A 24178-nucleotide genomic window follows, 5' to 3' on the forward strand; every position below is an offset into this window, starting at 1 on the left:
GACTGACGAATACTCGAGCAGTCGTCGCGCTATCCCTACAACAACAAGGAAACACCCATGAAAAAAGCAACAGTGCTGATTGGTTTTCTGTGCCTGTTCAGCGGCTACGTCGCCGCCACCCCGGCCACCGCGGACAAGGACGTGGCCCAGGCTGTCGACCACCTGACCCAGGCCATGCTGCACAAAGACATCCCTGAGCTGAACGCCTTGACCGCCGAGAACCTGACCTACGGGCATTCCAGCGGCAAGATCCAGGACAAGCAGGCCTTCATCGCCGACATCGAAACCGGCAAAAGCGCCTTCAAGACCCTTGAGATGCAAAACCAGAGCATTACCGTCTCGGGCGATGTCGCGCTGGTCCGTCACCACTTCTCGGCGCAAGCGCTCAAAGGCACTGAGGTGGTGCCCACCGAAATCGAAAACTTCCAGATCTGGCAAAAGCAGAACGGCAAATGGCTGCTGGTAGGACGGCAGGCGTACAAGTTCTGATGCACAGCTAAAACCACCCCATAACCTGTGGGAGCGAGCTTGCTCGCGATAGCGTCATGCCAGTCGACATTGATGTTGAATGGACTACCGAATCGCGAGCAAGCTCGCTCCCACATGGTTTTCGGGTGAATCAACTACCTTTCCACTCCCTGGGACTGAGCCCGGTCTTGCGACGAAACGCCCGGGCCAGCGCCGAGGGGCTTTCGTAACCGACTTCCTCGGCAATCAACGCAATCGGCCGGCCCTCGCGCAAGCGCTTCTGCGCCAGGCTGATGCGCCAGCTCACCAGGTAATCCACCGGCGTCTGCCCGACCACCCGACGAAAATGTTCGGCGAAACTGGCCCGCGACATGTTGGCGGCGACCGAGAGTTCGGCCACGCTCCAGGCCTTGGCCGGGGTTTCATGCATCAGGCTCAGGGGCCGCGCCAGGCGCGCATCGGCGAGGCCGGCCATCATGCCCGGTTGCTGGCCACCCGTACTCAGAATGTGCCGCAGCAACAGAATCACCAGCAATTCAAACAACCGGTCCATTACGGCTTCACGCCCGCATGTGCCGTCAAACGCCTCGTTGAACAGCCATTCCAGAGTCCCGGCCAGTGCCGGGATTTCATCGAGCTTGAGCACCAGGTAATCAGGCAGTGCCGCCGCCAGGGCATTGCCCGTGCCGCCGTCGAAATCCAGGGTCGCGCAGACCAGTTGCGTGCCGGACGCTTCTGAAGCGAACAGGCGATGCCGATAGGGTCGGGGGAAAAATATCAGGGTCGGTTCGGTCAGTTGCAGATCCGGCTGATCCCCCAACCTGAGCAGCAACTCACCCGCCTGAAGCAGGTGCAAATGACCGCTGACCTGTTGGCCGTCGAAGGCGGTGGTACCGCAAAACGTGCCGCTATGAAACGTGCCGGCATTGACGCCAAAGTGTGTGAGCAACGTAGACAAGCGATCCATGACAAGGCTCCCGAAGGCAGTTCTGGACGATCTGTCGCATATCCTCGACGATTTGCACCCAACAAGCCAGGCGTTCTCCCTAACATCAGCTCCGTACCCAGCGCATTCCGCGCTTCACACCACGGAGTATCACCATGACCCGCATTACCCCGATCAGTCTGGAACACGCCACCGACGCCACCCGCCCGCTGCTGGAAGGCGTGCAGAAGAAAATCGGCTTTTTGCCCAACGTCTTCAAAGTCTTGGCCCACGCCCCGGCGGTGTTGACCTCGTACCTGCAAAACTCGGCCGCACTGGGCAAGACGTCCTTAAGCGCCACGGAAAAAGAAGCGGTGTCCCTGGCTACTTCGCAGGTCAACGGCTGCGACTACTGCCTGGCCGCTCACACGCTGTTCGCCAGCAAGGCCGGCCTGTCGAAGCAGGACATCCTCAGCGCACGACACGGTGAACTAAACGCCATAGCCACCCTCGCCCGCCAGATCACCGAAAGCCGTGGCCACCTGACGGTCGAACAGATCGCCGCTGCGCGTGCCGCCGGTATCGACGACGGCAAGATCATCGAAGTGATCGCCCATGTAGCTTCGCAGACATTGACCAACTACCTGAACAACACAGTGCTGACCGACATCGACTTCCCGGCCATCGATGCCTGAGCCCATCTAGCGTAAATCCAGTCTGAAAAAACCTGTGGGAGCGAACCGAAACCTGTGGGAGCGAGCTTGTTCGCGATGAGGGTGTGCCAGTCGACATCATAGGTGTCTGACATACCGCTATCGCGAGCAAGCTCGCTCCCACAGGTTCAGCGTCACTTCAGATTGATCGCGATCATAAGACGATCAGGTATTGGTTTTCAGCTTGGTCCACAACCTCGTGCTCAACCGTGCGATGGCCGCGGGCAAGTCCTCGACGGTGAACAGCTTGTCCATCACGTTTTTCGGCGGGTAGATCGCCAGGTCCTGCTTCACCGCCGGGTCAACGAAGGCATCCGCCGCACTGTTGGGGTTGGCGTAATGGATGCTGTTGCTGATGTTGGCAATCACCTTCGGCTCCAGCAGGTAGTTCATGTAGCCGTAGCCGTTGCGCTCATGGGGCGCGTTCTTGGGCATGACCACCATGTCCAGCCACAAGGTGGAACCCTCGTCCGGGATCGAGTAGGCAATATCGATCCCGTTTTTCGCCTCCCTGGCACTGGCGGCGGCCTGCACGATGTCGCCGTTGAAACCGATCACCGCGCAGACGTTACCGTTGGCCAGGTCGCTGATGTACTTGGACGCATGGAAATACTGGACGTAAGGCCGGATCTTCAGCAGCGCCTGCTCGGCTTTCTTGTAGTCGGCAGGCTCATGGCTGTGGGGCGGCAGGCCCAGATAGTTAAGCGTGATCGGCAGGATCTGCGTCGGGTTGTCGATGATCGCCACCCCACATTCGCTGAGCTTCTTGATGTTGTTCTCGTCGAAAAACAGGCTCCAGGACCGGGTTACCTCGGTATTGCCGAAGATCGCCTTGATCTTCTCGACGTTGTAACCGATGCCCGCCGTGCCCCACATGTAGGGGTAGCCGTACTGGTTGCCCGGATCGTTGACCTCAAGTTTTTTCATCAACGCCGGATCGAGGTTTTTCCAGTTGGGCAACTGGCTCCGGTCGAGTTTCTGGATGGCGCCGGCCTTGATCAGGCGCGACAGGAAGTGGTTCGACGGGCTGACCACGTCATACCCGGTGTTGCCGGTCATCAGCTTCGATTCCAGCACTTCGTTGCTGTCGTGGATGTCGTAGGTCGCCTTGATCCGGGTTTCCTTGTTGAAGTTGACCAGGGTGTCGTCGGCGATGTAGCCGTTCCAGTTGGAAATATTGACGGTTTCGTCGGCATGAGTCACGGCGGAAAAGGTCGAGATCAGGGCCACAAGGGAAAGCGTATTGACGCGCATGTTGAATCACCTTCGATGGGAAGTGCTTTTGTTCTTGTTGTGAAACGGGTGTTTTCAGATTTCGCTTCTGGCCCGGACCGTCTCCACGCGCATACGCAGCATGGCACCGATGTCGAGCAAGGGCTTGGGCGGCAGCCAGCCGGGTTGTGCCCGTTGAATGACCGATTGCAGCAACGGCGAATCACGACCCGAGGCCAACTCCGCCAGCAAGCGGCCCCACAGCGTGCCCCGTGCCACGCCGGAACCATTGCACCCGGCCACGGCGAAAACGCCCTCCTCGACTTTGCCGAAATACGGCTGCCCGGAACGCGAAGCGCTGAGATGACCGGTCCAGGTGTATTCGATGTCCTGCTCGCCGAGCATCGGGAAACGTCGTTGCAACCCCAGCACATGGTGCTGGCGGCGGATCGACAATTCGCTCAATGAAAGATCCCGCGAGCGGTATTCCGCGGTGTTGCGAATCATCACCCGGCGATCCGGGGTCAGGCGCACCGTGGCGCCCAACGGGCGGGTCGACAGCACGCCCCAGGACGCTGGCGCACCAAGGGCTTGAAACTCTTGATCGCTGAGCGGCCGCGTAAGGCTGGCGCTGAGCTCCATTGCGAAAGTGCCGCTGTCATCGATGCCCGCGCGAGGGATAAAGGCGTTCAGGCAGACCAAAACCTGTCTGGCTTCAACACTGCCGTTTTGGCCCCGGGCGCGAATCCGGCCGTCGCCCAGACGCTCAAGACCTGCGATATCGGTGTTCTCGTAGACCGTCACTGTCGGCGGCAAGGCATCGAGCAAGCCCCGAACGTACTTCGCCGGTTGCAGCAGCGCATTGCCGTTGCCGCACCAGATCGCGGCGCGGTAGTGCCGGCTGCCGAGTTTTTCGATCAATGGCTCGCCTTGCAGAAATTGCGCGCTGGCGCCAACGGCACGCAGGGTCTGCAGCTTGGCCTCGACGTGAGTCAGCTTGCGTGGGTCGCTGACGGCGAAGAAGTAGCCCGATTCCCTGAAGTCGCATTCGATGCCATGGCGGGTAATCTGCTTGCGGACTTCGTCGGCGGCTGCGCGGCCGATTGCCGTATCCGCTTGATACCCGGCGAACCCGGCGCTACCCAGTAGCTCCCCGGCAGCGGGATGCTCATGAGCCACCACAAAACCGGAGTTGCGCGCCGAAGCGCCTTGCGCGGCACGCTGGCGGTCAACAACCACGATACGTGCCTGGGGGTGCATTTGCGCCAGAGCGTGCGCCGCACTGAGGCCGGTGATGCCCGCACCGATCACCAGCCAATCGGCTTGCTGCGCGCCTTTGAGCGGCTCGCGAAAGGGGGAACTCCCCGCTTGCGCAATCCAGCCACAGATATTTTCCATGTGTCACCTCAGGTTCTTGTTCTGCGAACCGTCTCGATCCAAAACAGCACTGCATGCAGAATTTGCATAAGCTGTTTTCGAGGACGGTGGCGATGACTAGAATCTAAAGGCTCAAAACGCGTGCAACCAACGTTATTAAATCATCGAGGTATTCTGAAAACGCATGGACAAGATTCGCCACGTGCCCTCGCTGCAGGGCTTGCAGGCTTTGGTCGAGGTTGCCGGGACAGGCAGCTTCACCCAAGCGGCGCAAAAGCTCTGCCTGACCCAGAGCGCGGTGAGCCGACAGATTCAGCAACTGGAGAGCCACTTTGGCCTGCCGCTGTTTGTCAGGAGCAGCCGCAGCCTTCAACTGACCGCCGAGGGCGAACAGGTACTGGCCAGCGCCCGCAGCGTCCTTGAACAGTTGCGTACCCTCGAAGACCGGCTCGCGCCGCAAAAACGCCCGTTCCGCATTCGCATGCACGTGTCACTGGCGGTGCGCTGGCTGCTGCCCAAACTGAGCGATTTCTACCGGCATCACCCGGACGTATCCCTGGCAATCGAAACCGTGGCCACCGAAGTGGTCGAGCCGGCCAGCGACAGTGACGCCTACATTCTCTATCTGCCTGAGCCGTCCACAGCGCCCGATTGCCTGACCCTGTTCGAAGAGGCATTGGTGCCCGTGTGTGCGCCAGGGCTCGGCACCAACGACCGGCCGTTGGCTTCGCAAGAAGATCTGTCGGGTTTCGCGTTGCTGCACCGCTCCTCTGATCAACATGACTGGAAGGTCTGGCTGTCAGCCCATGGTGGCATGTCGCTGCATGACTACCGGCACATCCCTTTCAACCTCGACGAACTGGCACTCGATGCCGCCGCCCGGGGCCTGGGCGTGGCGATGACCGACATGACCCTGGCGGGTGAGTCGATTCAACGGGGCGAACTGGTGATTCCGTTCGGGGAGCCGTTGAAGACACGGGGGATTTACTCGCTGTGCCTGCAACCCTCGGCGGCATCGCACCCAGCCTGCGCACCGGTCATGCAATGGTTTACCGCGCAAACCACAACACCGCCAGTCAACTAAGCCCCAGAATCTGTGGGAGCGAGCTTGCTCGCGATGAGGGCGTGCCAGTCGGTATCACAGGTGTCTGACACACCGCTATCGCGAGCAAGCTCGCTCCCACAGGAGTTGCGCATCGCAGGATTCAATCATCCTCATGCAACTTGATGCCGCGTTTATGCAGCACATAGGGCACCATCAGCACCAGCAGCGTCAGGGCGAGGAAGAATGCCGAGATCGGTTGCGTGACGAACACCGTCCAGTCGCCCTGGCTGATGGACAAGGCGTTACGCAGTTGTTTCTCGGCCATCGGCCCCAGCAGCATGCCGACGATCACGGGGGCGACGGGGAAGTCGAAACGCCGCATCAACACCCCGCCCCAGCCGATCGCCAACATCAGTATCAGGTCGAAGGATGAGTGGCGCATGCCGTACACGCCAATGGTGGCGAATACCAGGATGCCGGCATTCAGGTATGGCCGGGGGATTTGCAGCAGTTTGACCCACAGCCCCACCAGCGGCAGGTTCAACACCAGCAGGATAACGTTGCCGATGTACAGCGACGCCACCAATGTCCAGACCAGGTCGGCGGAGGTTTCAAACAGCATCGGACCCGGTTGCAGGTTGTAGTTCTGGAACGCCGCCAGCAGGATCGCAGCGGTAGCGGACGTCGGGATGCCCAAGGTCAGCAACGGCACCAAAGACCCGGTCGCGCTGGCGTTGTTGGCCGCTTCCGGGCCGGCGACGCCTTCGATGGCGCCCTCGCCCTTGTTGGCGGAAAACTCCTTGGGGTACTTGCTGAGCTTGCGCTCGGCGGAATAGGACAAAAAGGTTGGAATCTCGGCACCACCGGCCGGAATCGAACCAAACGGGAAACCGATCAGCGTGCCCCGAAGCCACGCGGGCACCGAGCGTTTCCAGTCCGCGCGGGTCATCCACAACGAGGTCAGGCGATGCCGCCCTTCGTTTGATTCCCCTTGATAGAGCAGGCTGTACAAGGCCTCGCCCACCGCGAACAAGCCGACCGCCACCAGCACCACTTCGATGCCGTCCACCAGTTCGGGCACGCCGAGGGTGTAGCGGGCAATGCCCGAGGTCGAGTCCAGCCCGATCAAACCGATGGTCAGCCCGACGCCGAGCGAAGCGAACCCGCGCAGCATCGAAGCGCCGAGCACTGCCGACACGGTGGTGAACGACAGCACCAGGATCGCGAAATATTCGGTCGGCCCAAAATTCAGGGCCAGCCTGGCCACGACGGGTGCGAACAGGGTCAGCAAAACGGTGGCGATGGTGCCGGCGACGAACGAGCCTATCGCCGCCGTTGCCAGCGCAGGTCCCGCCCGGCCGTTGCGCGCCATCAGGTTGCCTTCCAGGGCCGTGACCATGGAGGACGACTCACCGGGTGTGTTGAGCAGGATCGAGGTGGTCGAGCCACCGAACTGCGCGCCGTAATAAATACCGGCGAACATGATCAAGGCGCCGGTGGGGTCGACCTTGGCGGTGATCGGCAACAGCAGGGCCACCGTCAGCGCCGGACCGATCCCCGGCAATACGCCGATGGCGGTGCCGAGCAGGCAGCCGATGAACCCCCACATCAGATTGATCGGCGTCAGTGCCGAGGAAAACCCCATCGCCAGGCTTGAAAGAATGTCCACGGTGTCGGTCTCCTTTCAAAGCCAAATGTTGATCAGCGACGGCAGGGAAACCCCCAGCCCGGCGTTGAACAGCCAATAGATCGGCAAGGTCAAGGCAATGCCGATGGCCAGGTCCCGCACGGGATGACGGCTGCCAAAACCCCGCGCCGAACAGGCGAACAGCAACCCGGCGGCCAGCACGAACCCGATCAGGTTGATCAGCAGGGCCACCCCCACCAACCCTCCAGTAACCCAGGCTGCTCCGGATTTACCGCCAGGGATCGCACCATTGCCGCTGTCCAGTTCGCGAAAACCGCCGGTGAACGCCTGATAACTGAGCAACAGGCCCACCACGCCGAGAAAGCCGGCGACGATCCAGGGGTAGACGTAAGCCGGCAGAATCACGAAGCCCATCTCGGGTGGAAAGCGGTTGGCCCCCACGGCCAGCAAGGCGCTAAGGGCGATCAGTCCAAGGCCGATCGCCAATTGCGTCGGTACGATTGCGCGTGACCCGGCCATCTCAAAGCAGCCCGACCTTGACCAGCATCGCCCGCAGACGCACGTGCTCTTCGTCGACGAACTTGCCGAAGTCATCACCGGTCAACACGCTCTCGGTCCAGGCATTGGTTTTAATGTTGTCTTGCCAGACTTTGCTTTTGCTGGCGGTCACGACCGCGTCGGTCACTTCTTTACGCTGCTCGGCCGTGAGGTTCGCAGCACCGTAGACACCGCGCCAATTGCCGATTATCACGTCGTAGCCGCTTTCCTTGAGGGTCGGCGCATCGATCCCCGGGACACGCTCGGGCGCACCGATGGCCAGTACCCGGATCTGGCCGTTCTTGATGTATTGACCCAGTTCGGCGTAGCCCCCGGTGAGCACCTTGATCTGGCCGCCCAGGGTCTGGGCCACGATTTCACCCCCGCCGCCGGTGGCGATGTAATTGACCTTGTTGACCGGGACATCCAGTTTGCCAGCCAGCTCGGCGATACCGATGTGGTCGATCGACCCCTTGGAACCACCGCCAAAGGTGACGCCGGTGGGCTTTTCCTTGAAGTCCTTGATCAGGTCATCGAGGGTCTTGTATGGCGAATCCTTGCGCACGGCAATCACGTTGTACTCGGTGAACAGCCGGGCAATGGGCGTCACATCCTTCAGGCTGATCTGCGGTTTGTTCTGTTCGATCCCCGCGACCATGATCGCGCCGACCACCAGCAATGCGTTCGGGTCACCCTTGGTGCTGTTGGCAAATTGCGCCAGCCCCAGGGTCCCGCCCGCCCCGCCCTTGTTCTCGAAGGTCGCGGACTTGGCCGTATTGGCCTCGACCATGGCCTTGCCCAGCACCCGGGCGGTCTGGTCGTAACCACCGCCCACCGAACCCGGGGCCATGAATTTCACGGTATCCAACGCGAAGGCTGGTGCGACAAGCACGGCAGCGGTCAAACCGGCGGCCATGCAGCGACTGAAACGACGGATCAAGGCGGACATGGGATCTCCTGATTGCATTGTTTTTATCGGTGCCGCTTGCCCATCGAGGTGTGCGATGGACCGGGGCCTGCAAACAAGCTTAGGCCATGGATTCATGGGTTGACTTGTTTTGCTGAAACCACCCGCCAAAGGCGCCGCCCCCCCCTTGTAGGAGCCCCCTGTGGGAGCGAGCTTGCTCGCGATGACGGAGTGTCAGTCGACATTTTCGGTGTCTGACACACCGCCATCGCGAGCAAGCTCGCCCCCACAGGTTCTCGGTGTTCCATTGCGACAAAACAATGCTCCAGGGTACGTGTCATGGCCTAACCTCATTGGCTAAGTGACCAACAATCCGTCGAGCTCGCCGATGCGCAATGTCTTGAAGTCAATGATTTACGTCGCCTTCGCGGTTCTGGTGGCAAGCCCGGGATGGCTGTTGGCGGGGGATATGGCCGACGCTCCTGCTCTTGCCCCCGCCCCTGCCCCCGCAGCCCCGATCATCAGCATCTCCGACAGCGAATTGCTGGGGGTGCAAAACCAGCTCAACAGCCTCAAGCAGCAGGTTTCCCAGGCCAGCAATTACACCCAGCTGGAAAGCTCACAGGACCAGGTGCAAGTACTGATTCAGGAGATTGAACGCCTGTCCACATCACTGCTGCCTGGCCAGGCGCAATTGCAGGCGCAACTGAACGTGCTGGGCCCCGTGCCGCTTGACGAGAACGCACAGGTGACAACTGCAATTACCACCCAACGAGACGCCCTCGGTGAGCAAAAAAACAAGATCGACAGCCAACTCAAAACCCTGGCCGCGCTTAAAATAAGTGCCGCCGAGCTGATCACCCAGATTGCCAGCATTCGGCGCAGCTTGCTGGAAGCGGAAGTGACCCAGCAGACCAGCAGTATCCTGAGCCCGAGATTCTGGTCGCCATTGTTCGCTCTTCCGATCGAGGACCGCCAACGTTTCAGCGTCCTCATCGAGCAACTCGAGGCCACGCACCGGGCCGCCTGGCAACCCGGACAACGCGGGATCACGGCCATCCTGTTGATCCTGGCCCTGCTCATATGGACCGTGGGTCGAGACCTCGCCGGCCGGGTTCTGGCGTGGCTGTGCTTTCATCGAATGCCTGCAGGCCGACTGCGGCGCAGCTCCCTTGCGCTGGCGTCGGTGATGGCGACGGTGCTGACCGCTGGCATCGCCCTGCAACTGCTGCATTTTGCCGGGACCCGGCAACTGCCCTACCCCCCCCTGCTGGCCGACCTGGCGCAATATCTGGAAAAGCTGGCCTATACCTGCGTACTGATCACCGGATTGAGCCGCGCACTGTTGTCCACCAAACATCCTTCCTGGCGCCTGCCCGATATTGCCGATCCGGTGGCGCTGGCGATGGAGCCCTATCCGAGGTTGCTGGCCAGCCTGCTGCTGGTGCTGGTAACCCTGGTGCAGATGAGCAATGTCACCGGCATGAGCGCCGAAGTGGTGTTGTTCGGTCGGGGCATCGTGGCATTGGTCGCGGCACTGGTGATCGGTGCGCTGCTGTTGCGCGTCAGCAAGACGCGCAGAGACCTGATCGTTGCCGGAGAAGCCCCCGAAGGCGTCACCACCTTCGCCGGTCTGATTTACACCTTCACGGGCGCTGCCGTGGTGGTGTCCCTGTTCGCCCTGTTGATCGGCTACGTGACGATGGCCCGGTTCATCACCTATGAAATGGTCTGGATATTCATCATCTGCGCCGGTTTCTACCTGCTCACACAGGTCTATCAGGACACCTGCGACTACGTTTTTTCGCCCCGGCAACCCACCGGCAAGACCATCAAACAGCTGCTGGGCATCGGCAATCCGCGCCTGGAACAGATCTGCACCGTGTTATCCGGAGCCGGCCGCGCCATCCTGATACTGATTGGCCTCATTGCGCTGTTTGTCGGCGGGATCGGTACGACACTCGGGCAACTGTTCACCGGCACTGTGGCCGTACTTGGCGGTGAAGGGCTGCGCAAGCTGAACATCGTCCCGGACAATTTGATGCATGCCCTCCTGACACTGATGATCGGTGTCTACCTGATTCGCACCCTGCGCCGCTGGCTGGATCGCGAATTCCTGCCGAAAACCGAGATGGACCCGGGCATGTGCGCCTCGCTCAGCACCCTGTTTGCCAACATCGGCTACGTGTCCGTCGTCCTGCTCACGCTGGCGTCGCTGGGGATCAAGTGGACCAACCTGGCCTGGATTGTCAGTGCTTTGTCGGTGGGTATCGGCTTTGGCCTTCAGGAGATCGTGAAGAACTTCATCTCCGGCCTGATCCTGCTGACCGAGCGCCCGGTGAAAGTCGGCGACCTGATCAGCATCAGCGGCGTCGAAGGCGACATCCGCCGGATCAACGTACGGGCCACGGAAATACAACTGGCCGACCGCTCGATCATGATCGTGCCCAACTCCCACCTGATTTCGCAGAACCTGCGCAACGTCACCCTCGGCGGCAGCGCCCAGGGCGTGGTGATACTCGAGCTGATGTTCCCGTTGGATATCGATCCGGAGCTGGTGCAAAACCTGCTGATGGACACCTACACCGAGCATGAATCCATTCTGGATAAACCAGCGCCGTTTTTACGCTTCAGTCAGCTGAAACCCGAAGGAATCACATTGACCATCACCGGCTATGTCGGCAGCCCACGCACGGTCGGCGCGATCAAGAGCCAGCTGCTGTTTGAAATTCTCAAGCGGTTGGGGGCCGCCGGGATTGAACTGGCGAAACCGCCTGCAGCGTGATGTGGGGGCGAGCCTGCTCGCGATGGTCGCCAACGATAACGCGAACTAACTGACAGACCGCATTATCTTGACGTTTTTCGCGAGCAAGCTCGCTCCTACAGGTTGATCAATGTGCGATACACACCGACTTGAGCTCGGTGTAAGCCTCGATCACCGCACGACCGAACTCACGGCCCATGCCCGATTGCTTGACGCCACCGAACGGCATCGCCGGGTCGAGCAGCACGTGGGCGTTGACCCAGACCGTACCGGCTTCGATGCGAGGCACCAGGTTCATCGCTTTGCCCAGGTCATTGGTCCACAGGCTGGCCGCCAGGCCGTAGCGGTTGTCGTTGGCCAGTTCGATCACGGCGTCTTCGTCGTCGAACGGCATCACGCCCAGTACCGGGCCGAACACTTCTTCGCGGGCCACGGCCATGCTGTGGTCGATGTCCGCCAGAATGGTTGGCTGCACGAAGAAACCATCACCCTCCAGCAACTCACCGCCAGTCACCACCCGCGCACCTTGCTGGCGGGCCAGTTCGATGTGCTTGAGCACGCTTTGTTGTTGCTTGCGCGATACCAGCGGGTTGATTGCCGCGTCGCAATTCATGCCGGCGCCAATCGGCATCGAAGAGACGGCGGCAGCCAGGGCTTCGACGAATTGGTCGTGGATCGAACGGTGCACGTAGAAGCGCGAGGCCGCGGCGCAGACCTGGCCGTTGTTCAGCAAGCCGCCGAGGATCGCGCCTTGCACGGCTTTTTCGATGTCGGCATCGGCGAGCACGATCATCGGGTTCTTGCCGCCCAGTTCCAGGGAGAAGCGCGTCATGTTCTCCATGCACGCCACGCCGACACTCTTGCCCACGGCGGTGGAACCGGTGAACGACACTTTGCTCACCAAAGGATGCTGGGTCAGCACGCCGCCAACGGAGGCGCCGCCACCGGTAACCACGTTGAATACGCCAGCCGGGATGCCGGCTTCCAGCGCCAGTTCAGCCAGGCGCATGGCGGTCAGCGGGGTTTCCATGGCTGGCTTGATGATCACCGTGCAACCGGTGGCCAGGGCTGGCATCAGCTTCCAGGCGGCGATCAGCAGCGGGAAGTTCCACGGCACGATGCCGACCACCACGCCCACCGGCTCACGTTTGGTGAAGGCGGTGAACTTCGCACCGGGTGGCAACGGGATCGACACGTCGAAGGTCTGGCCTTCGATCTTGGTCGCCCAGCCGGACATGTAGCGCATGAACTCCACCGTGGCGTTGAGGTCCAGGGCGCGGGCCATGTTGATCGATTTGCCCTGGCTCAGGGTTTCCAACTGAGCCAGTTCTTCGGCGTGTTCTTCGACCAGGCGGGTGAAGTTCAGCAGGATGCGTTCACGGTCCGCCGGGCGCAGGCTCGACCACACGCCGGACTTGAACGCCTTGTGGGACGACTGCACGGCGCGCTCGACGAGTTCCAGCGGTGCATCCAGGGTTTCGCACAGGGTTTGCCCGGTGGCCGGATTGACCACGGCGATGCTGTCGCCCTCGGCAAGCACCCACTGGCCGTCAATGAAGCAGCCGTGACGACGTTCGAGGAATGCAGCAACCTGGGGCAGGATTTCAACGTTGCTCATAATTCACCTTTCATTCAGACGATGTGTTCAGGCGCAAATCCGGCCTGATCAGTGTTGTTCTTTGAGGAAGCACGCGACCGCCTGGCGGTCGTCGGCGGAAGCCAGGCCCATGTAGGGCATGTAGGTACCCGGCACGAAAGCCTGGGGCTGGGTGATCAATTGCGTGATGTTCTCGGCCTGCCAGTCGACGTCTTTGTCGCGCATGGCCTGGGAGTAGCTGAAGCCCGCCAGCGAGCCGGACTTGCGTCCATACACACCGAACAGGTTCGGCCCCATCATGCCGGTCGTGCCCTTGGTCACCGCGTGGCAGACGCTGCACTCAGTGGCAAACACTTCGGCACCACGGCGCGTGTCCGGGGCGCACTCGGCGGCGGACACCGCCTGAACCAGGGTGAAAGACAGCAAACCGATCACGGGCACACGCAGCGAAGTGAACATAGGAAAACGACCTTGAAAATCCACGCGCCCGCCAGCAGGCGAACGCCAACACTAAAAATGCCGAGGCAACGGTGCTTCGGCAGGTTGGTAGGGATTGTCGGTGGTCGCCGGCACGCAGGTTTTGCCCTGCGTGCCAGTTGTGTTGGCGGTTGTGCCAGATTGCGTATTAGAAACAGCACGTGCAGGTATGCGACATCAGGAGCTCGTTTTAGCTGAGCTGAGAAGGCGGTGACCTCGTTATTTTTTTTGAGTAGAAGGCGCCGTGAACACGGGTGCAACCGCCGCGCGGATAAAAGCTTCATCCAGAGTGCTTGCACCGTAAGAGTCCAAGAACTCTTTACCGGAGCTGAACGGTACAAACCGTCGCATGCTGATCATATAAAAGTTGTCACAGTTGCTCACAACCTCCTCGATGTTATGTGAAGACACTAGAATTGCCGTTCCCTCAGCAGCAGCTCCACGCAAACACTTCCAAATGTAGTGTCTGAACTCAGGATCAACTCCAGCGGTGGGTTCATCCAGTATCACCAGATCCGCCTCTACAGCCAGCAATGATAGAGTAAAGAACCAACGCTTTTCGCCATAGCTGCAAACAGAAGACTTTTTGCTCCAGATTTCCTTATATCGCTCAATTATTTCCGGGCTCCAGACAGCGAGCTTTTTCAAAGCATGCTCTTGCGACATTCGGATCGGAGAGCAAAGTAATGTAGTCATTTTAAAGATATCGAACATACGCAGCACGGGGGGCGTCATGATCGTCTGTGATAAATAAAGCTGCCTGACAAACCTATTGACAAGCTGCCCTTCTTTCGCCTTTTTCAAGCCGCATACAATATCGAAAAACGTAGTCTTTCCAGAGCCGTTTGGACCCAGCAGACCGGTAATAGAGCCTGGAATCACACTGATAGATGCGTCATTGAATATTGTTTTTTCAGAATACTCAAAACAAAGCGAACTAGCTTTTATAATACCCATCAATACCGACTCCACACTGGATTTATGCGCAAAAATCGCAAGGACAACAAAAATACAGTAATAAAAGAAAAGAAAACCCCCAATATCAAAACCGGGTGCCTTTCAACCCCCCCAATCATTATTTGATTTGCAATATACAAAGGATTCAACCTTTTGATAATATCCAATACAGGATGCAAATCGCGAACACTTAGAACACCCAACACAAGCATTCCAAATGACGTCACGGAGAAAATTGTATTGGCATTCTGAAAACTAACAGGCAACAAGCTCAACAGAACTCCAGGCACACAAAACAATACATAGCAGATATAAAACCGAGAAAAAACCAATAAAAACTCAGCCACATCAAAGCCTCCAAAAGAAAAACATGTCAACACATAGAAAGCGGCACAGTAAATCGAAGAAATAAGTGAGCAAGCAAAAAACTGCGCCAACATAAATATCAGCTTGGCTTCGGATGTATATACAAACGATCTAATGAATCCACTTTCCCTTCTACCTACGATGTAAAAGGAGAAGCCAAAAAAAGCGACACTTGAAGAAATATAAGCATGAAACCAAGAAGTGCTTTCTAAATAGCTCATACCCGAAGGAGAAAGCTCTCCTCTGGAGTATGCCAGCAAATAATAGGTCGCTACCGGCGAAACAATAATCCAAAAAAGCGCAACAGGTTCTTTTAGCTGTTCCTTCACAAACAACCACGTAAGCTCGAAAGATCTTGATATTGTAAAAGCTGTCATGAGTCACCCTTTCATGGAAATGGAACCATAATTTTCTTCCGTTCAGAAAATATCTGCCCCATAAATCTCTCAGAGTATTTATTGCGGAAATTTATCCCCCTAGAGTTATTCATATGCAAAAATAAATCGGGAGAAACAAACTTACAGAAAAAATACAAGCCGCTCTGCATCACAAGAGAATTAACGTAGAGATAACCATCAATCCGCTGAGACTTGAGCGCAGCCAAAAGTCCAGACAAGTTAAACTCAAGCGAAGACTCTGATGTGTCGGAACCACGGAAATTTACCGAAGTTATCTCCTTGTATGTTCCATAGGTGTTACAGCTTAAAAAATACTTCAAATATGAATCTTTAACCTCTTCGACGTCACCCTCAGTAGCTCGAAACAAATCAATGAATCTGTAGGTTTGCCACAGCTCATAGATTGATTTCTCAAGTGCGCTGCTTAGCGTTTCCGCATACGACATTCCGGCGCAATACCTAACGTGACGCTTATTATCCTTTTGACCGTAAACAGCCAACAAACATACACCTGGGTAATCATAATCTGTTATATCGATAACCGTAATCTCACCTGACTTGCATAGTGCGTCGTATAACGTTTGAGCGCGACCTTCACTCAGGGCTATTTTGATGTCAGTTTCAAGAACCAGCTGAGTGCATTCCTTTGTGAGCCAAAATTTTGCTAGAAACTGCCTTTCCAAATATTCCTTTATCGACCCAAAAGCTGCATCCTCAAATCGGTAGTGAAAACTGCAACCGCATGTATCTCGCAGCGGATATATTGAATTTTCACTTTCAATTTTATTATAGTTAAGAGAAACACATGCGGTAGGTATGTGACAGCAAGAAAAATCCGATACACGCAACACCTCCGTCAAATTATATGAATGTTTGGCAAGCTGCGCGGATTTCAAATTACTCTCATTAGTTTGAGAAAAAGCATAAATAAACTTCCCAGCTTCAAATCTCGACAATGTATGAGTGATACCCCCTACTACGTCGGGCTTAACCTCCATATAGAAATGCCGTCTTTCAAAGTACTCACCTAGCGCCGCTTTTATAGAGGAGGAACCGTTCCCTATTCCAGATCCTCCGTTTAACCAAGGGTCTTCTACTTCAACAGAAGACGGAAGAGACAGTAAGCAGGCTGGCTGACAAATCAATGCACCAGGTAACGTTGAGTAGTGACTAGAATTATATAGAATCACATTGCTCACCAATGAAGTGCACACACATAGGAAAGAAAAGAGTTGGATTAAGACCTATTGCCTTACACAGCATCGTGTCTGTGTACGCGGACCACAACCTGCATCGCAATCCAAGCTTTTTGGCTTGCAATTCGATCAGCATGTAAATTGATCCAACCTCCATAAGCGCAAGTCTGTACCCTCGATATCTGTACTTAAATAGTGTTTTAGGTATGTAGACGGCATAAACTATCGCTATACGAGGTGTGCCAATACTGCCTGGAGATGACAAAATTGCCCTCTTAAAATCATCGATATTTTGTGTACCCTGCATTACTTCAAACCTCCTCGACCGCGGTAGTAAATGCAAGATCTTTTCAGAACATGGCCAACTTTCCTCATCATCCATCAGAGAACAAATAAACATCTCAACTGGATATAATGCACCACCGCTTGGATATCCACGCTTATAACTATTTTTTCTTGGGGAAAGCACAGGAGACATAAGCTTTTCTAGCTTCGAAAAAACTATATTTGTGCTGGAGAAGGTTTCACATGATTCATCACGACAAACATCCGAATCCAAATTCAATTCAGAGCGAACAGGGAATTCCAAATTTAGATCCGGGTAAAGCCGCAGTTCGTTCCCGGTTAACTGAGTAAGCTGCTCATTGCTGACATTATGAAGACGAGTTGCATGCTTGAATGCATCATGGATCGTATAATTCCCCTTTACGTGAAAGTCCAAGGTTTCCGCATGAACAGTTGAACTCATGAACTTCAGATAATAGTCATGGGGTATATACTTCATCCCTGCACCCTCAAACAGTCGCACATATACCAATGAGAGGCCGAGACATCCCTCACGAAGTTACCATTAAAATCAACATAGGAGTCTTGAAGTACATTATCCTGATAACGATATTCACTACCAGGTTTCGTTAGCAGCTTTATTTTCTTTGCAATCGCCCCAACAACCAATGATCGCTGCAGGATATTTAGCGAATCGGTAGGAACGGCTATATGCTTATTTTTGCAAAAATTAAGCAGCCTTGACCAAGTATTCCTGCCACTATGATATTCCTCATAGTTTATCAGCCTGTCTATGCTGCAAAAATGACATGGATTTCCGACTTTCGGCAAGTACGGCTGACTGATACAGAACGAATTACCCGAGCGATAACAAACACTGATCGCACTGTCCGGCGCAGCATTTACAACATCGAAGTATATTTTCTTTATAAAATCATAATCATAATTCATGCAAGCGATTACGATGTAGCATTTCTTACTTAAAACAATGTCCTTAAGCGAGTCTGAGATATCACTTATTTCTAACGGGGTATCGATCTCACTTCTTAACAATGCCTCTAGTTCGGTGGTTTTGTCCCAGTCATGGGCCACAATTGTTTTCTCAAAGTAAATCTCACCAGGGTCTTCTTTAATGGAGAGCGCTTTTTCTAAAAAATCATAGGCGGCTTCTGGATTTAATCCATGCTCCGACAATATCTCCAAAAACTCAGCCTTTGAAATATTCTTATAACTTTTTAACTTAGTCAGAGCCGCCACCAAAGATGGCGAACTGATCTTCGAAACACCTTTCCTTGAAACTACTAAATTATCAGAGTGAAAATTAAGTATTTCGTAGCTTTGTATATTTAACATCATCCAGTTCCTTTATATGGCTTTTCTGGCTAACACCAGAAAAGCCATACTTGATGAATTGTCAGTCGTTGTCGGACGATACCTGAGGAGTTACTGCGTTCCCTCCACTCCCACCGCCTCCGCCGCTCCCGCCACTACAACCGCCGCCACCCCCACATCCGCCGCTACCTCCACATCCGCCTTGACCGCCAGACCCTCCAGCCATGTGTGGGCATGAGCCGTATTCAAACTCATCGCCAAGATAAAGAACGTCTCCAAAGTTTTCGCTGTTCATCATTGTTTACTCGCTATTAGAGAAAATGCCACCAAAGTTAGTGACCCTTCTATATTTAGTAACTTTCAGAACTTGACGCAAGAGGCCATTTTTTTGTGCGTAGGAATTTTCACTCAACATCTAAGGAAAATTCGTGCGAGATTTCCGGATCGTTTTTCGTTCACTCTCCGTTTAAAAAATGGCATCGCACTGGCAGATATCTATAAGTACTTAAAAGCCAAAACCAAAGTTGACTCAAAACTGAAACAAGCCGAAAGACACTGAACTCAGAGATCTGTAGGACAGAGTAAGAAATGTCTTTCTTTTTCAAAGGATATTTTTTGAAGTTTGATTTTAAATTTTAAAAAATACGACGAACGGTAACCTTGATGATCGTATGCCGTTCTGTGGTGAGCTTCTAACTGGCGACGATGGTGTCCACTAGGTTGTTGGCTGTGGTGTTTGGGGATGCACTGCTCAGTCCGTGCAGTAGGAAAAGGAACGCACCCGCCTACAGAGCTTCAAGCGTTGCGGAGCTACCGTAGGCTCGAGCCGTGTTCGGACGATCATTTAGCTTATTTTTTGAAAGCAAGATCAAAAGATCGCAGCCTGCGGCAGCTCCTACCGGGAAATGGTCACGCTCAATTCATGTAGCGCTTGCGATACTCACCCGGCGAAACACCAAAGCGGGCCTTGAACGCCGTGGAAAAATAGCTCGAATCGTTAAAGCCCCATTCATAGCCCAGCGCACACAATTTGCCCTCACCCCGGGCATGGCGCAGTTGTTCGGCGCAAAGGTCCAGGCGGCGGTTTTTCATGTATTGCGCGACCACCAGGCCGTGTCGGGAAAACAGCCGGTACAGGCCGCGCACGGAGACGCCCACCTGGGTCGCCAGCCATTCGGGGCACAGCGCCTCGTCACCAATGTGTTCATCGATAACGCGCAAGGCCTTGCGGAAGGTGCGAGCCTGGGGTGAGTCGTCCAACTCGCTCGCCCCCAGCGCCGGGCGCAGCAGGCTGATCACCGCGTCCAGCGTCGCTTCGCTTTCCGCGTGATTGAGGCCTTGCTCCGTTGAACCGAGGATCAGGCGCTGGGCCAGCCCCGCCATCGGCGCCGAAGCCGGAATGCGCTGCGCGGGTTTGACCGTGGTGTAACGCAGGTGCTGTTCGACTCGCTCCCGGGGCAGTATCAATGACAACTGACGGGCGTTGTTGCGGTACACAAAGTTGCTCGGACGCCTGGAGTCGATCAGCGTGATATCCCCTGGCAACAGGGTGATGCAACTGCCCTGCTGCTCCATCACGGCTTCGCCGGCCAGCTGGAACGCCGCGTAGAAATGCGAGCCTTCGCCCTGATCGATCTCATGCTGGGTGCGGAACAGTCGGGCCTGGGCCACGTCGACAAAACTCATCTTGAACTCACCGCTGCGGTACTCATCGATAGAGCCCGCAAACTGCGCCCCCAACACATTGGCACCAAAGCGCCCGCAGACCTGATTGACCTTGTCGAGCCATTGATCAAAGCGCTCGACCTGTTGTGCATTGCTCATCGCAGCCTCATCCATCGCATTAGTCGCTGCGAGGCGCCCTGCACTTTTCGTTCCTGTCGCTCGCCACCGAGAAATACCGCGGTGGCCATGCCGATCCGTGCGCGATTACTGCGCAGCGCCTGGTCTCGTGCACCAGGAACCGGCGTCGTGGCAACGCGCCATGCAATCTGGCATGCACAACCAACTAATTGGCAAACAGGGAAAAGGGCAAACAATAGCCGCGCCTTAGTATCCGGACAGACCGCAAACCTGCGCTCAAGAACAAGAACGGATGCCACACCATGCTCAAGTCCCCCTTGCTTCGTCTCTCGACGCTCGCGCTGATGATCAGTGCCGGCAATGCCGGTGCCTATGAACTCTACGCCGATGACGACAGCCATCTGAACGCTACCCTCGAAGCCGTGTTCGGCATTTTCCACAGCCAGGAAAACTACGCCCTGTCCGGTCGCCTGAATGAAGGCAGCTCGTCGTGGCGCGAGGGCTACATCAAATACGGCTTGAGCTTCGATCAAGGCCTGGGCGGTGTGGGCACCGCGTACGGCGCGGCGAACATGCTCAGCTCCGGCACCTGGGGCGATGGCGATGCCGCCGGCTTCTCCGATGGTTCGGAACGCACCACCAAGTTCGAAGACGCCTACCTCGGCTGGCGCTCGGCCGATCTGTTCGGCGCGCTGGGTAGTGACGGCGTCGACCTGTCCTTCGGTCGTCAGAACATTGTGGTCGGTGACGGTTTCCTGATCGACGGCGACGCGCTGAACATGGGCAAAGGCCTGGCCGACGGCGAATTCAACCGGGGCGGTGCCTACTACCTGGCGGCACGCAAGGCCTTCGACGAAACCGCCGTATTGCGCCTGGGCGGCAAGGAAGGCTGGCGCAGCGACCTGATGTGGCTCAAATCCGACAACCGCGCCCAGGCCAAGACCGAAATGTACGTCGGCACCCTGGAGCACGTGGCCGAGGCCGGCACAGTCGGCCTGACCTTCATCAAGACCACCGATATCGATGAACAGTACGCCTCGCCGATCCAGCTCGAACGCGACGGCATGAAGACCTACAGCCTGCGTGCGGCGGGCAACGCCGGGGTGAAAGACCTGTTCCTGTCCGGTGAATACGCCAAGCAGGACAAACCCAACACCTCCAGCGAAGACGCCTGGTACCTGGAAGCCGGCTGGACCTTCTCCGACGCGGTCTGGACGCCTAGCGCCAGCTACCGCTACAGCCGCTTCTCGGAAGGCTACGACACCCTGTTCTACGGTTTCAGCCGTGGCTACGGCACCTGGTTCCAGGGTGAAGTGGCGGGCAACTACGCCGGGCCGTTCAACAGCAACTCGCGCATCCAGAACGTCACGCTGAAAGTCTCGCCACTGGAGAACCTCACCGTCGGCGCGATGTACTTCAACTTCGACACCATCGACCGCAACCTGGGCAACACCGATGGCCACGAAGTCGACCTGTACGCCGAATGGCACGTCAACGACCACCTGACCGTGATGCCACTGGTGGGCATCTACCAACCGGACAAGAGCGCCGAAGACGGTGGTACCCAACTGGGTAACAACGACAAGAACGTCTACGCCCAGGTGGTGTTCGCCACCGGCTTCTAATCTCGGTCGCGGGCAGTGGCCACGCCATTGCCCGCGTGGAAAAAGGTATTTCCAATGCACAGAACATTCCTGACGATCCAGAGCAAGATCGCCCTGCTCGCCGGTCTCTGTCTGCTGTTGGTCGTCGGCTTGTTGATGGGTTTGTCGCTCTATCAGACCCACAAGAGCAGCCGGCAAGTGACCGAGGCCAGCGGCGACATGCTCGCCAATGCGGCCAGGGAACACATGCAGGCCCTGGGCAAAGTACAGGCCATGCAAGTGCAACGCACCTTCATGCAGACCCACGAATATGGCCAGGGGTTATCGCGCTACTTGTTGTACCTGCGACAGTTGCAGCATCAGGGCAGCCTGACTCGCCCGCAACTGCGCCAGGAACTCAGCACCCAGCTTCACCAAGCCTTGATCGACAAGCCCGACCTGCTCGGGCTTTATGTCATTTTCGAACCCGGTGCACTCGATGGCGCCGACGCCGGTTTCGCCAACCAGGCGGAACTTGGCAGTAATGAAACCGGGCGCTTTGCGCTCTATTGGGTGCAGAGCAAACCCGGCGAACTGCAAGCGGTCATCGGCGACGAAGGCCTGCTTGCCAACACCGAGCCGGGGCCGAGCGGCGCACCGTACAACGCCTTCTACACCTGTGCCCGCGACACCGGCCAGGCCTGTGTGCTGGAACCCTACTTCGATGAAGCCTCCGGCAGCCGCAAACTGGTGACCAGCGTTGCCTTTCCGCTGCTGGAAAACGGCAAGGTCATTGCCGTGGTGGGACTGGATATCAACCTTGCCGCCTTGCAACACAACAGCGAAGCCAGCGCCCGTGAACTGTTCGATGGCAACGGCCAGATCAGCATCGTCAGCCCCCGTGGGGTGATTTCTGCCAACAGCCAGGACGTCGGTCGCCTCGGTCAGCCGATGGACAATGCCGAAGTGATGGACAGCCTGCGTCAGGGCCAGCCAAAAGTGTTTGTCGACGCCCGGCAAATCAAGGTGCTTGAACCGCTGGCGCCGATTGCCGGAGCCGCGCCATGGGGCGTGTTGGTCGGTGTGCCGCAGAACGTGTTGCTGGCACCGGTCACCACGCTGCAGAACGAACTCGATGCCCAGGGCGTGCAAAGCACCGCGCTGGAGCTGTTGCTCGGTGGCGGCTCGGCCCTGCTCGGCCTGTTGTTGATCTGGTACACCGCGCAACGCATCACCCGGCCACTGCAAGCGCTGACCCGGGTCATGGAAGACATCTCCCTGGGCGAAGGCGACCTGACCCGTCGCCTGCAAGTGCAATCGCGAGATGAAATCGGCCAACTGGCGACCGCCTTCAACCGCTTTATCGAGCGCATCCACCATTCGATCCGCGAGGTGTCATCGGCGGCGTTGGGGGTGAACGAAGGCGCTCGGCGGGTACTGGATGCTTCAAACTCGTCGATGAGCAATTTCGACGATCAATCCACCCGCACCAACAGCGTGGCGGCGGCAATCAACCAGCTCGGCGCCGCCGCACAGGAAATCGCCCATAACGCCTCCGATGCCTCGCAACAGGCTTCGTCTGCACGCCAGCAAGCCGAGGATGGGCGCCAGGTGGTGCAGCGCACGATCGAGGTGATGAACGAACTGTCCGGCAAGATCAGTGCATCGTGCGCCAACATCGAAGTGCTCAACGACAAGACCGTGAACATCGGGCAGATCCTCGAAGTGATCAAGGGCATCTCCCAACAAACCAACCTGCTGGCGCTCAACGCAGCGATTGAAGCGGCGCGGGCGGGTGAGGCGGGTCGTGGGTTTGCGGTGGTGGCGGACGAAGTGCGCAGCCTGGCCGGACGCACCCAGGCCTCGGCGCTGGAGATCCAGCAGATGATCGAAGAGCTGCAAGTGGGCGCGCGGGAATCGGTCACCACCATGACCGAGAGCCAGCGCCACAGCGAAGAAAGCGTCACCATCGCCAACCTCGCCGGCTCCCGCCTGGGCAGCGTGACCCAGCGCATCGGCGAGATCGACAACGTCAACCAGTCCGTCGCCGCCGCCACCGAAGAACAGACCGCGGTGGTCGAGGCCCTGAATGTCGACATCACCCAGATCAACACCCTGAACCGGCAAGGCGTGGAAAACTTGCAATCGACATTGCGGGCTTGTACCGAGCTGGAGCAGCAGGCCGGGCGGTTGAATCAGTTGGTGGGGAGTTTTCGGATCTGAGATTTGGGTTGCCTGATATGCCGCCATCGCGAGCAAGCTCGCTCCCACACTGGATTTTTGCCATACACAAACTTTGTGGTCACCCGAGATCCCTGTGGGAGCGAGCTTGCTCGCGATGAGGCCACCACATCCAACACCATCGTTGACTGACACTCCGCCATCGCGAGCAAGCTCGCTCCCACATTTGGATTTCTGCCGTGCACAAAATCCGTGTACACCGCAGATCCCTTGTGGGAGCGAGTTTGCTCGCGATGAGGCCACCACATCCAACACCATCGTTGACTGACACTCCGCCATCGCGAGCAAGCTCGCTCCCACATTTGGATTTCTGCCGTGCACAAAATCCGTGTACAGCCCAGATCCCC

General features: G+C 57.0%; 18 protein-coding genes and 2 pseudogenes. 7 read left to right on the forward strand and 13 right to left on the reverse strand.

From position 1 onward, the window contains the following. Positions 1 to 57 precede the first annotated feature (57 nt). On the forward strand, positions 58 to 489 hold the full coding sequence (locus J4D25_RS04215; protein WP_057715385.1) for a nuclear transport factor 2 family protein: 432 nt from the start codon (positions 58 to 60) through the stop codon (positions 487 to 489). A gap of 130 nt (positions 490 to 619) precedes the next feature. On the opposite strand, the gene J4D25_RS04220 is transcribed toward J4D25_RS04215, so the two are convergent. Further along, positions 620 to 1435, reverse strand: a complete 816-nt coding sequence (locus tag J4D25_RS04220) for an AraC family transcriptional regulator (protein ID WP_057715386.1) — start codon at positions 1433 to 1435, stop codon at positions 620 to 622. A gap of 134 nt (positions 1436 to 1569) precedes the next feature. On the opposite strand from J4D25_RS04220, the gene J4D25_RS04225 reads away from it, so the two are divergent. Continuing rightward, positions 1570 to 2088 (forward strand): carboxymuconolactone decarboxylase family protein, encoded by a 519-nt coding sequence (locus J4D25_RS04225; RefSeq protein ID WP_057715387.1) that lies wholly within the window; start codon positions 1570 to 1572, stop codon positions 2086 to 2088. A 183-nt stretch (positions 2089 to 2271) separates the two neighbouring features. Here J4D25_RS04225 and J4D25_RS04230 read toward each other — a convergent pair whose 3' ends face one another. Together J4D25_RS04230 and J4D25_RS04235 are read right to left on the reverse strand one after the other, a co-directional pair. Next, entirely contained in the window at positions 2272 to 3360 is a 1089-nt protein-coding gene (locus J4D25_RS04230; RefSeq protein ID WP_057715388.1) for a polyamine ABC transporter substrate-binding protein, read from the reverse strand. Between the two features lie 54 nt (positions 3361 to 3414). After that, a complete protein-coding gene (locus tag J4D25_RS04235; protein ID WP_057715389.1) occupies positions 3415 to 4716 on the reverse strand; it encodes an FAD-binding oxidoreductase in 1302 nt (433 codons plus the stop codon). A 163-nt stretch (positions 4717 to 4879) separates the two neighbouring features. On the opposite strand from J4D25_RS04235, the gene J4D25_RS04240 reads away from it, so the two are divergent. After that, positions 4880 to 5779, forward strand: coding sequence for a LysR family transcriptional regulator (locus J4D25_RS04240; RefSeq protein WP_057715390.1), 900 nt, complete (start codon positions 4880 to 4882; stop codon positions 5777 to 5779). A 121-nt stretch (positions 5780 to 5900) separates the two neighbouring features. Here the strand turns inward: J4D25_RS04240 and J4D25_RS04245 are convergent, their stop codons facing one another. From J4D25_RS04245 to J4D25_RS04255, 3 genes are read right to left on the reverse strand one after another with little or no spacing between them, the layout of a single operon-like run. Then, on the reverse strand, positions 5901 to 7409 hold the full coding sequence (locus J4D25_RS04245) for a tripartite tricarboxylate transporter permease (RefSeq protein ID WP_057715391.1): 1509 nt from the start codon (positions 7407 to 7409) through the stop codon (positions 5901 to 5903). A gap of 15 nt (positions 7410 to 7424) precedes the next feature. Continuing rightward, on the reverse strand, positions 7425 to 7907 hold the full coding sequence (locus J4D25_RS04250) for a tripartite tricarboxylate transporter TctB family protein (RefSeq protein WP_057715392.1): 483 nt from the start codon (positions 7905 to 7907) through the stop codon (positions 7425 to 7427). A 1-nt stretch (position 7908) separates the two neighbouring features. Continuing rightward, entirely contained in the window at positions 7909 to 8874 is a 966-nt protein-coding gene (locus tag J4D25_RS04255; protein WP_057715393.1) for a tripartite tricarboxylate transporter substrate binding protein, read from the reverse strand. A 346-nt stretch (positions 8875 to 9220) separates the two neighbouring features. Here J4D25_RS04255 and J4D25_RS04260 point away from each other — a divergent pair, with 346 nt between their 5' ends. Next, the gene (locus tag J4D25_RS04260; RefSeq protein ID WP_057715394.1) at positions 9221 to 11617 is read left to right on the forward strand and encodes a DUF3772 domain-containing protein; all 2397 of its coding nucleotides are present in this window, start codon (positions 9221 to 9223) and stop codon (positions 11615 to 11617) included. Between the two features lie 106 nt (positions 11618 to 11723). On the opposite strand, the gene J4D25_RS04265 is transcribed toward J4D25_RS04260, so the two are convergent. From J4D25_RS04265 to feaR, 7 genes are all read right to left on the reverse strand, one after another. After that, positions 11724 to 13214 carry an aldehyde dehydrogenase family protein gene (locus tag J4D25_RS04265; protein ID WP_057715395.1) on the reverse strand — a complete coding sequence of 497 codons (1491 nt, stop codon included), beginning with the start codon at positions 13212 to 13214 and terminating at the stop codon, positions 11724 to 11726. Positions 13215 to 13262: 48 nt separating this feature from the next. Continuing rightward, entirely contained in the window at positions 13263 to 13652 is a 390-nt protein-coding gene (locus J4D25_RS04270) for a cytochrome c family protein (RefSeq protein ID WP_057715396.1), read from the reverse strand. A 237-nt stretch (positions 13653 to 13889) separates the two neighbouring features. Continuing rightward, complete coding sequence (locus J4D25_RS04275; protein WP_057715397.1) at positions 13890 to 14627, reverse strand: ATP-binding cassette domain-containing protein; 738 nt, start codon at positions 14625 to 14627, stop codon at positions 13890 to 13892. After that, positions 14627 to 15370, reverse strand: coding sequence for an ABC transporter permease (locus tag J4D25_RS04280; protein WP_079246769.1), 744 nt, complete (start codon positions 15368 to 15370; stop codon positions 14627 to 14629). The genes J4D25_RS04275 and J4D25_RS04280 overlap by 1 nt, the downstream gene beginning before the upstream one ends. A gap of 11 nt (positions 15371 to 15381) precedes the next feature. After that, complete coding sequence (locus tag J4D25_RS04285) at positions 15382 to 16590, reverse strand: YcaO-like family protein (protein WP_373423029.1); 1209 nt, start codon at positions 16588 to 16590, stop codon at positions 15382 to 15384. 777 nt (positions 16591 to 17367) lie between these two features. Then, complete coding sequence (locus J4D25_RS04290; protein WP_157858929.1) at positions 17368 to 18225, reverse strand: McbB family protein; 858 nt, start codon at positions 18223 to 18225, stop codon at positions 17368 to 17370. A gap of 894 nt (positions 18226 to 19119) precedes the next feature. Then, positions 19120 to 20028, reverse strand: a complete 909-nt coding sequence (gene feaR / locus J4D25_RS04295) for a transcriptional regulator FeaR (RefSeq protein WP_057715398.1) — start codon at positions 20026 to 20028, stop codon at positions 19120 to 19122. Between the two features lie 281 nt (positions 20029 to 20309). Here feaR and J4D25_RS04300 point away from each other — a divergent pair, with 281 nt between their 5' ends. The 3 genes and pseudogenes from J4D25_RS04300 to J4D25_RS27250 form a co-directional block, all read left to right on the forward strand. Next, entirely contained in the window at positions 20310 to 21632 is a 1323-nt protein-coding gene (locus J4D25_RS04300; protein ID WP_057715399.1) for a hypothetical protein, read from the forward strand. A gap of 273 nt (positions 21633 to 21905) precedes the next feature. Continuing rightward, positions 21906 to 22412 (forward strand): annotated as a pseudogene (locus tag J4D25_RS27245) (cache domain-containing protein); the annotation flags it as partial. Between the two features lie 363 nt (positions 22413 to 22775). Continuing rightward, positions 22776 to 23813, forward strand: a pseudogene (locus J4D25_RS27250) (methyl-accepting chemotaxis protein); the annotation flags it as partial. Positions 23814 to 24178: the final 365 nt, after the last annotated feature.

This window comes from Pseudomonas sp. GW456-L13 (assembly GCF_017350115.1).
Classification (GTDB): domain Bacteria; phylum Pseudomonadota; class Gammaproteobacteria; order Pseudomonadales; family Pseudomonadaceae; genus Aquipseudomonas; species Aquipseudomonas jessenii.

Excerpts from the sequence above, each read along its gene's own strand:
- J4D25_RS04255 (WP_057715393.1), bottom strand. The coding sequence starts at position 8,874 with ATGTCCGCCTTGATCCGTCGTTTCAGTCGCTGCATGGCCGCCGGTTTG.
- J4D25_RS04220 (WP_057715386.1), bottom strand. The coding sequence starts at position 1,435 with ATGGATCGCTTGTCTACGTTGCTCACACACTTTGGCGTCAATGCCGGC.
- J4D25_RS04230 (WP_057715388.1), bottom strand. The coding sequence starts at position 3,360 with ATGCGCGTCAATACGCTTTCCCTTGTGGCCCTGATCTCGACCTTTTCC.
- J4D25_RS04265 (WP_057715395.1), bottom strand. The coding sequence starts at position 13,214 with ATGAGCAACGTTGAAATCCTGCCCCAGGTTGCTGCATTCCTCGAACGT.
- feaR (WP_057715398.1), bottom strand. The coding sequence starts at position 20,028 with ATGAGCAATGCACAACAGGTCGAGCGCTTTGATCAATGGCTCGACAAG.
- J4D25_RS04215 (WP_057715385.1), top strand. The coding sequence starts at position 58 with ATGAAAAAAGCAACAGTGCTGATTGGTTTTCTGTGCCTGTTCAGCGGC.
- J4D25_RS04225 (WP_057715387.1), top strand. The coding sequence starts at position 1,570 with ATGACCCGCATTACCCCGATCAGTCTGGAACACGCCACCGACGCCACC.
- J4D25_RS04300 (WP_057715399.1), top strand. The coding sequence starts at position 20,310 with ATGCTCAAGTCCCCCTTGCTTCGTCTCTCGACGCTCGCGCTGATGATC.
- J4D25_RS04235 (WP_057715389.1), bottom strand. The coding sequence starts at position 4,716 with ATGGAAAATATCTGTGGCTGGATTGCGCAAGCGGGGAGTTCCCCCTTT.
- J4D25_RS04270 (WP_057715396.1), bottom strand. The coding sequence starts at position 13,652 with ATGTTCACTTCGCTGCGTGTGCCCGTGATCGGTTTGCTGTCTTTCACC.
- J4D25_RS04240 (WP_057715390.1), top strand. The coding sequence starts at position 4,880 with ATGGACAAGATTCGCCACGTGCCCTCGCTGCAGGGCTTGCAGGCTTTG.
- J4D25_RS04275 (WP_057715397.1), bottom strand. The coding sequence starts at position 14,627 with ATGGGTATTATAAAAGCTAGTTCGCTTTGTTTTGAGTATTCTGAAAAA.
- J4D25_RS04280 (WP_079246769.1), bottom strand. The coding sequence starts at position 15,370 with ATGACAGCTTTTACAATATCAAGATCTTTCGAGCTTACGTGGTTGTTT.
- J4D25_RS04290 (WP_157858929.1), bottom strand. The coding sequence starts at position 18,225 with ATGTTAAATATACAAAGCTACGAAATACTTAATTTTCACTCTGATAAT.
- J4D25_RS04260 (WP_057715394.1), top strand. The coding sequence starts at position 9,221 with ATGCGCAATGTCTTGAAGTCAATGATTTACGTCGCCTTCGCGGTTCTG.
- J4D25_RS04250 (WP_057715392.1), bottom strand. The coding sequence starts at position 7,907 with ATGGCCGGGTCACGCGCAATCGTACCGACGCAATTGGCGATCGGCCTT.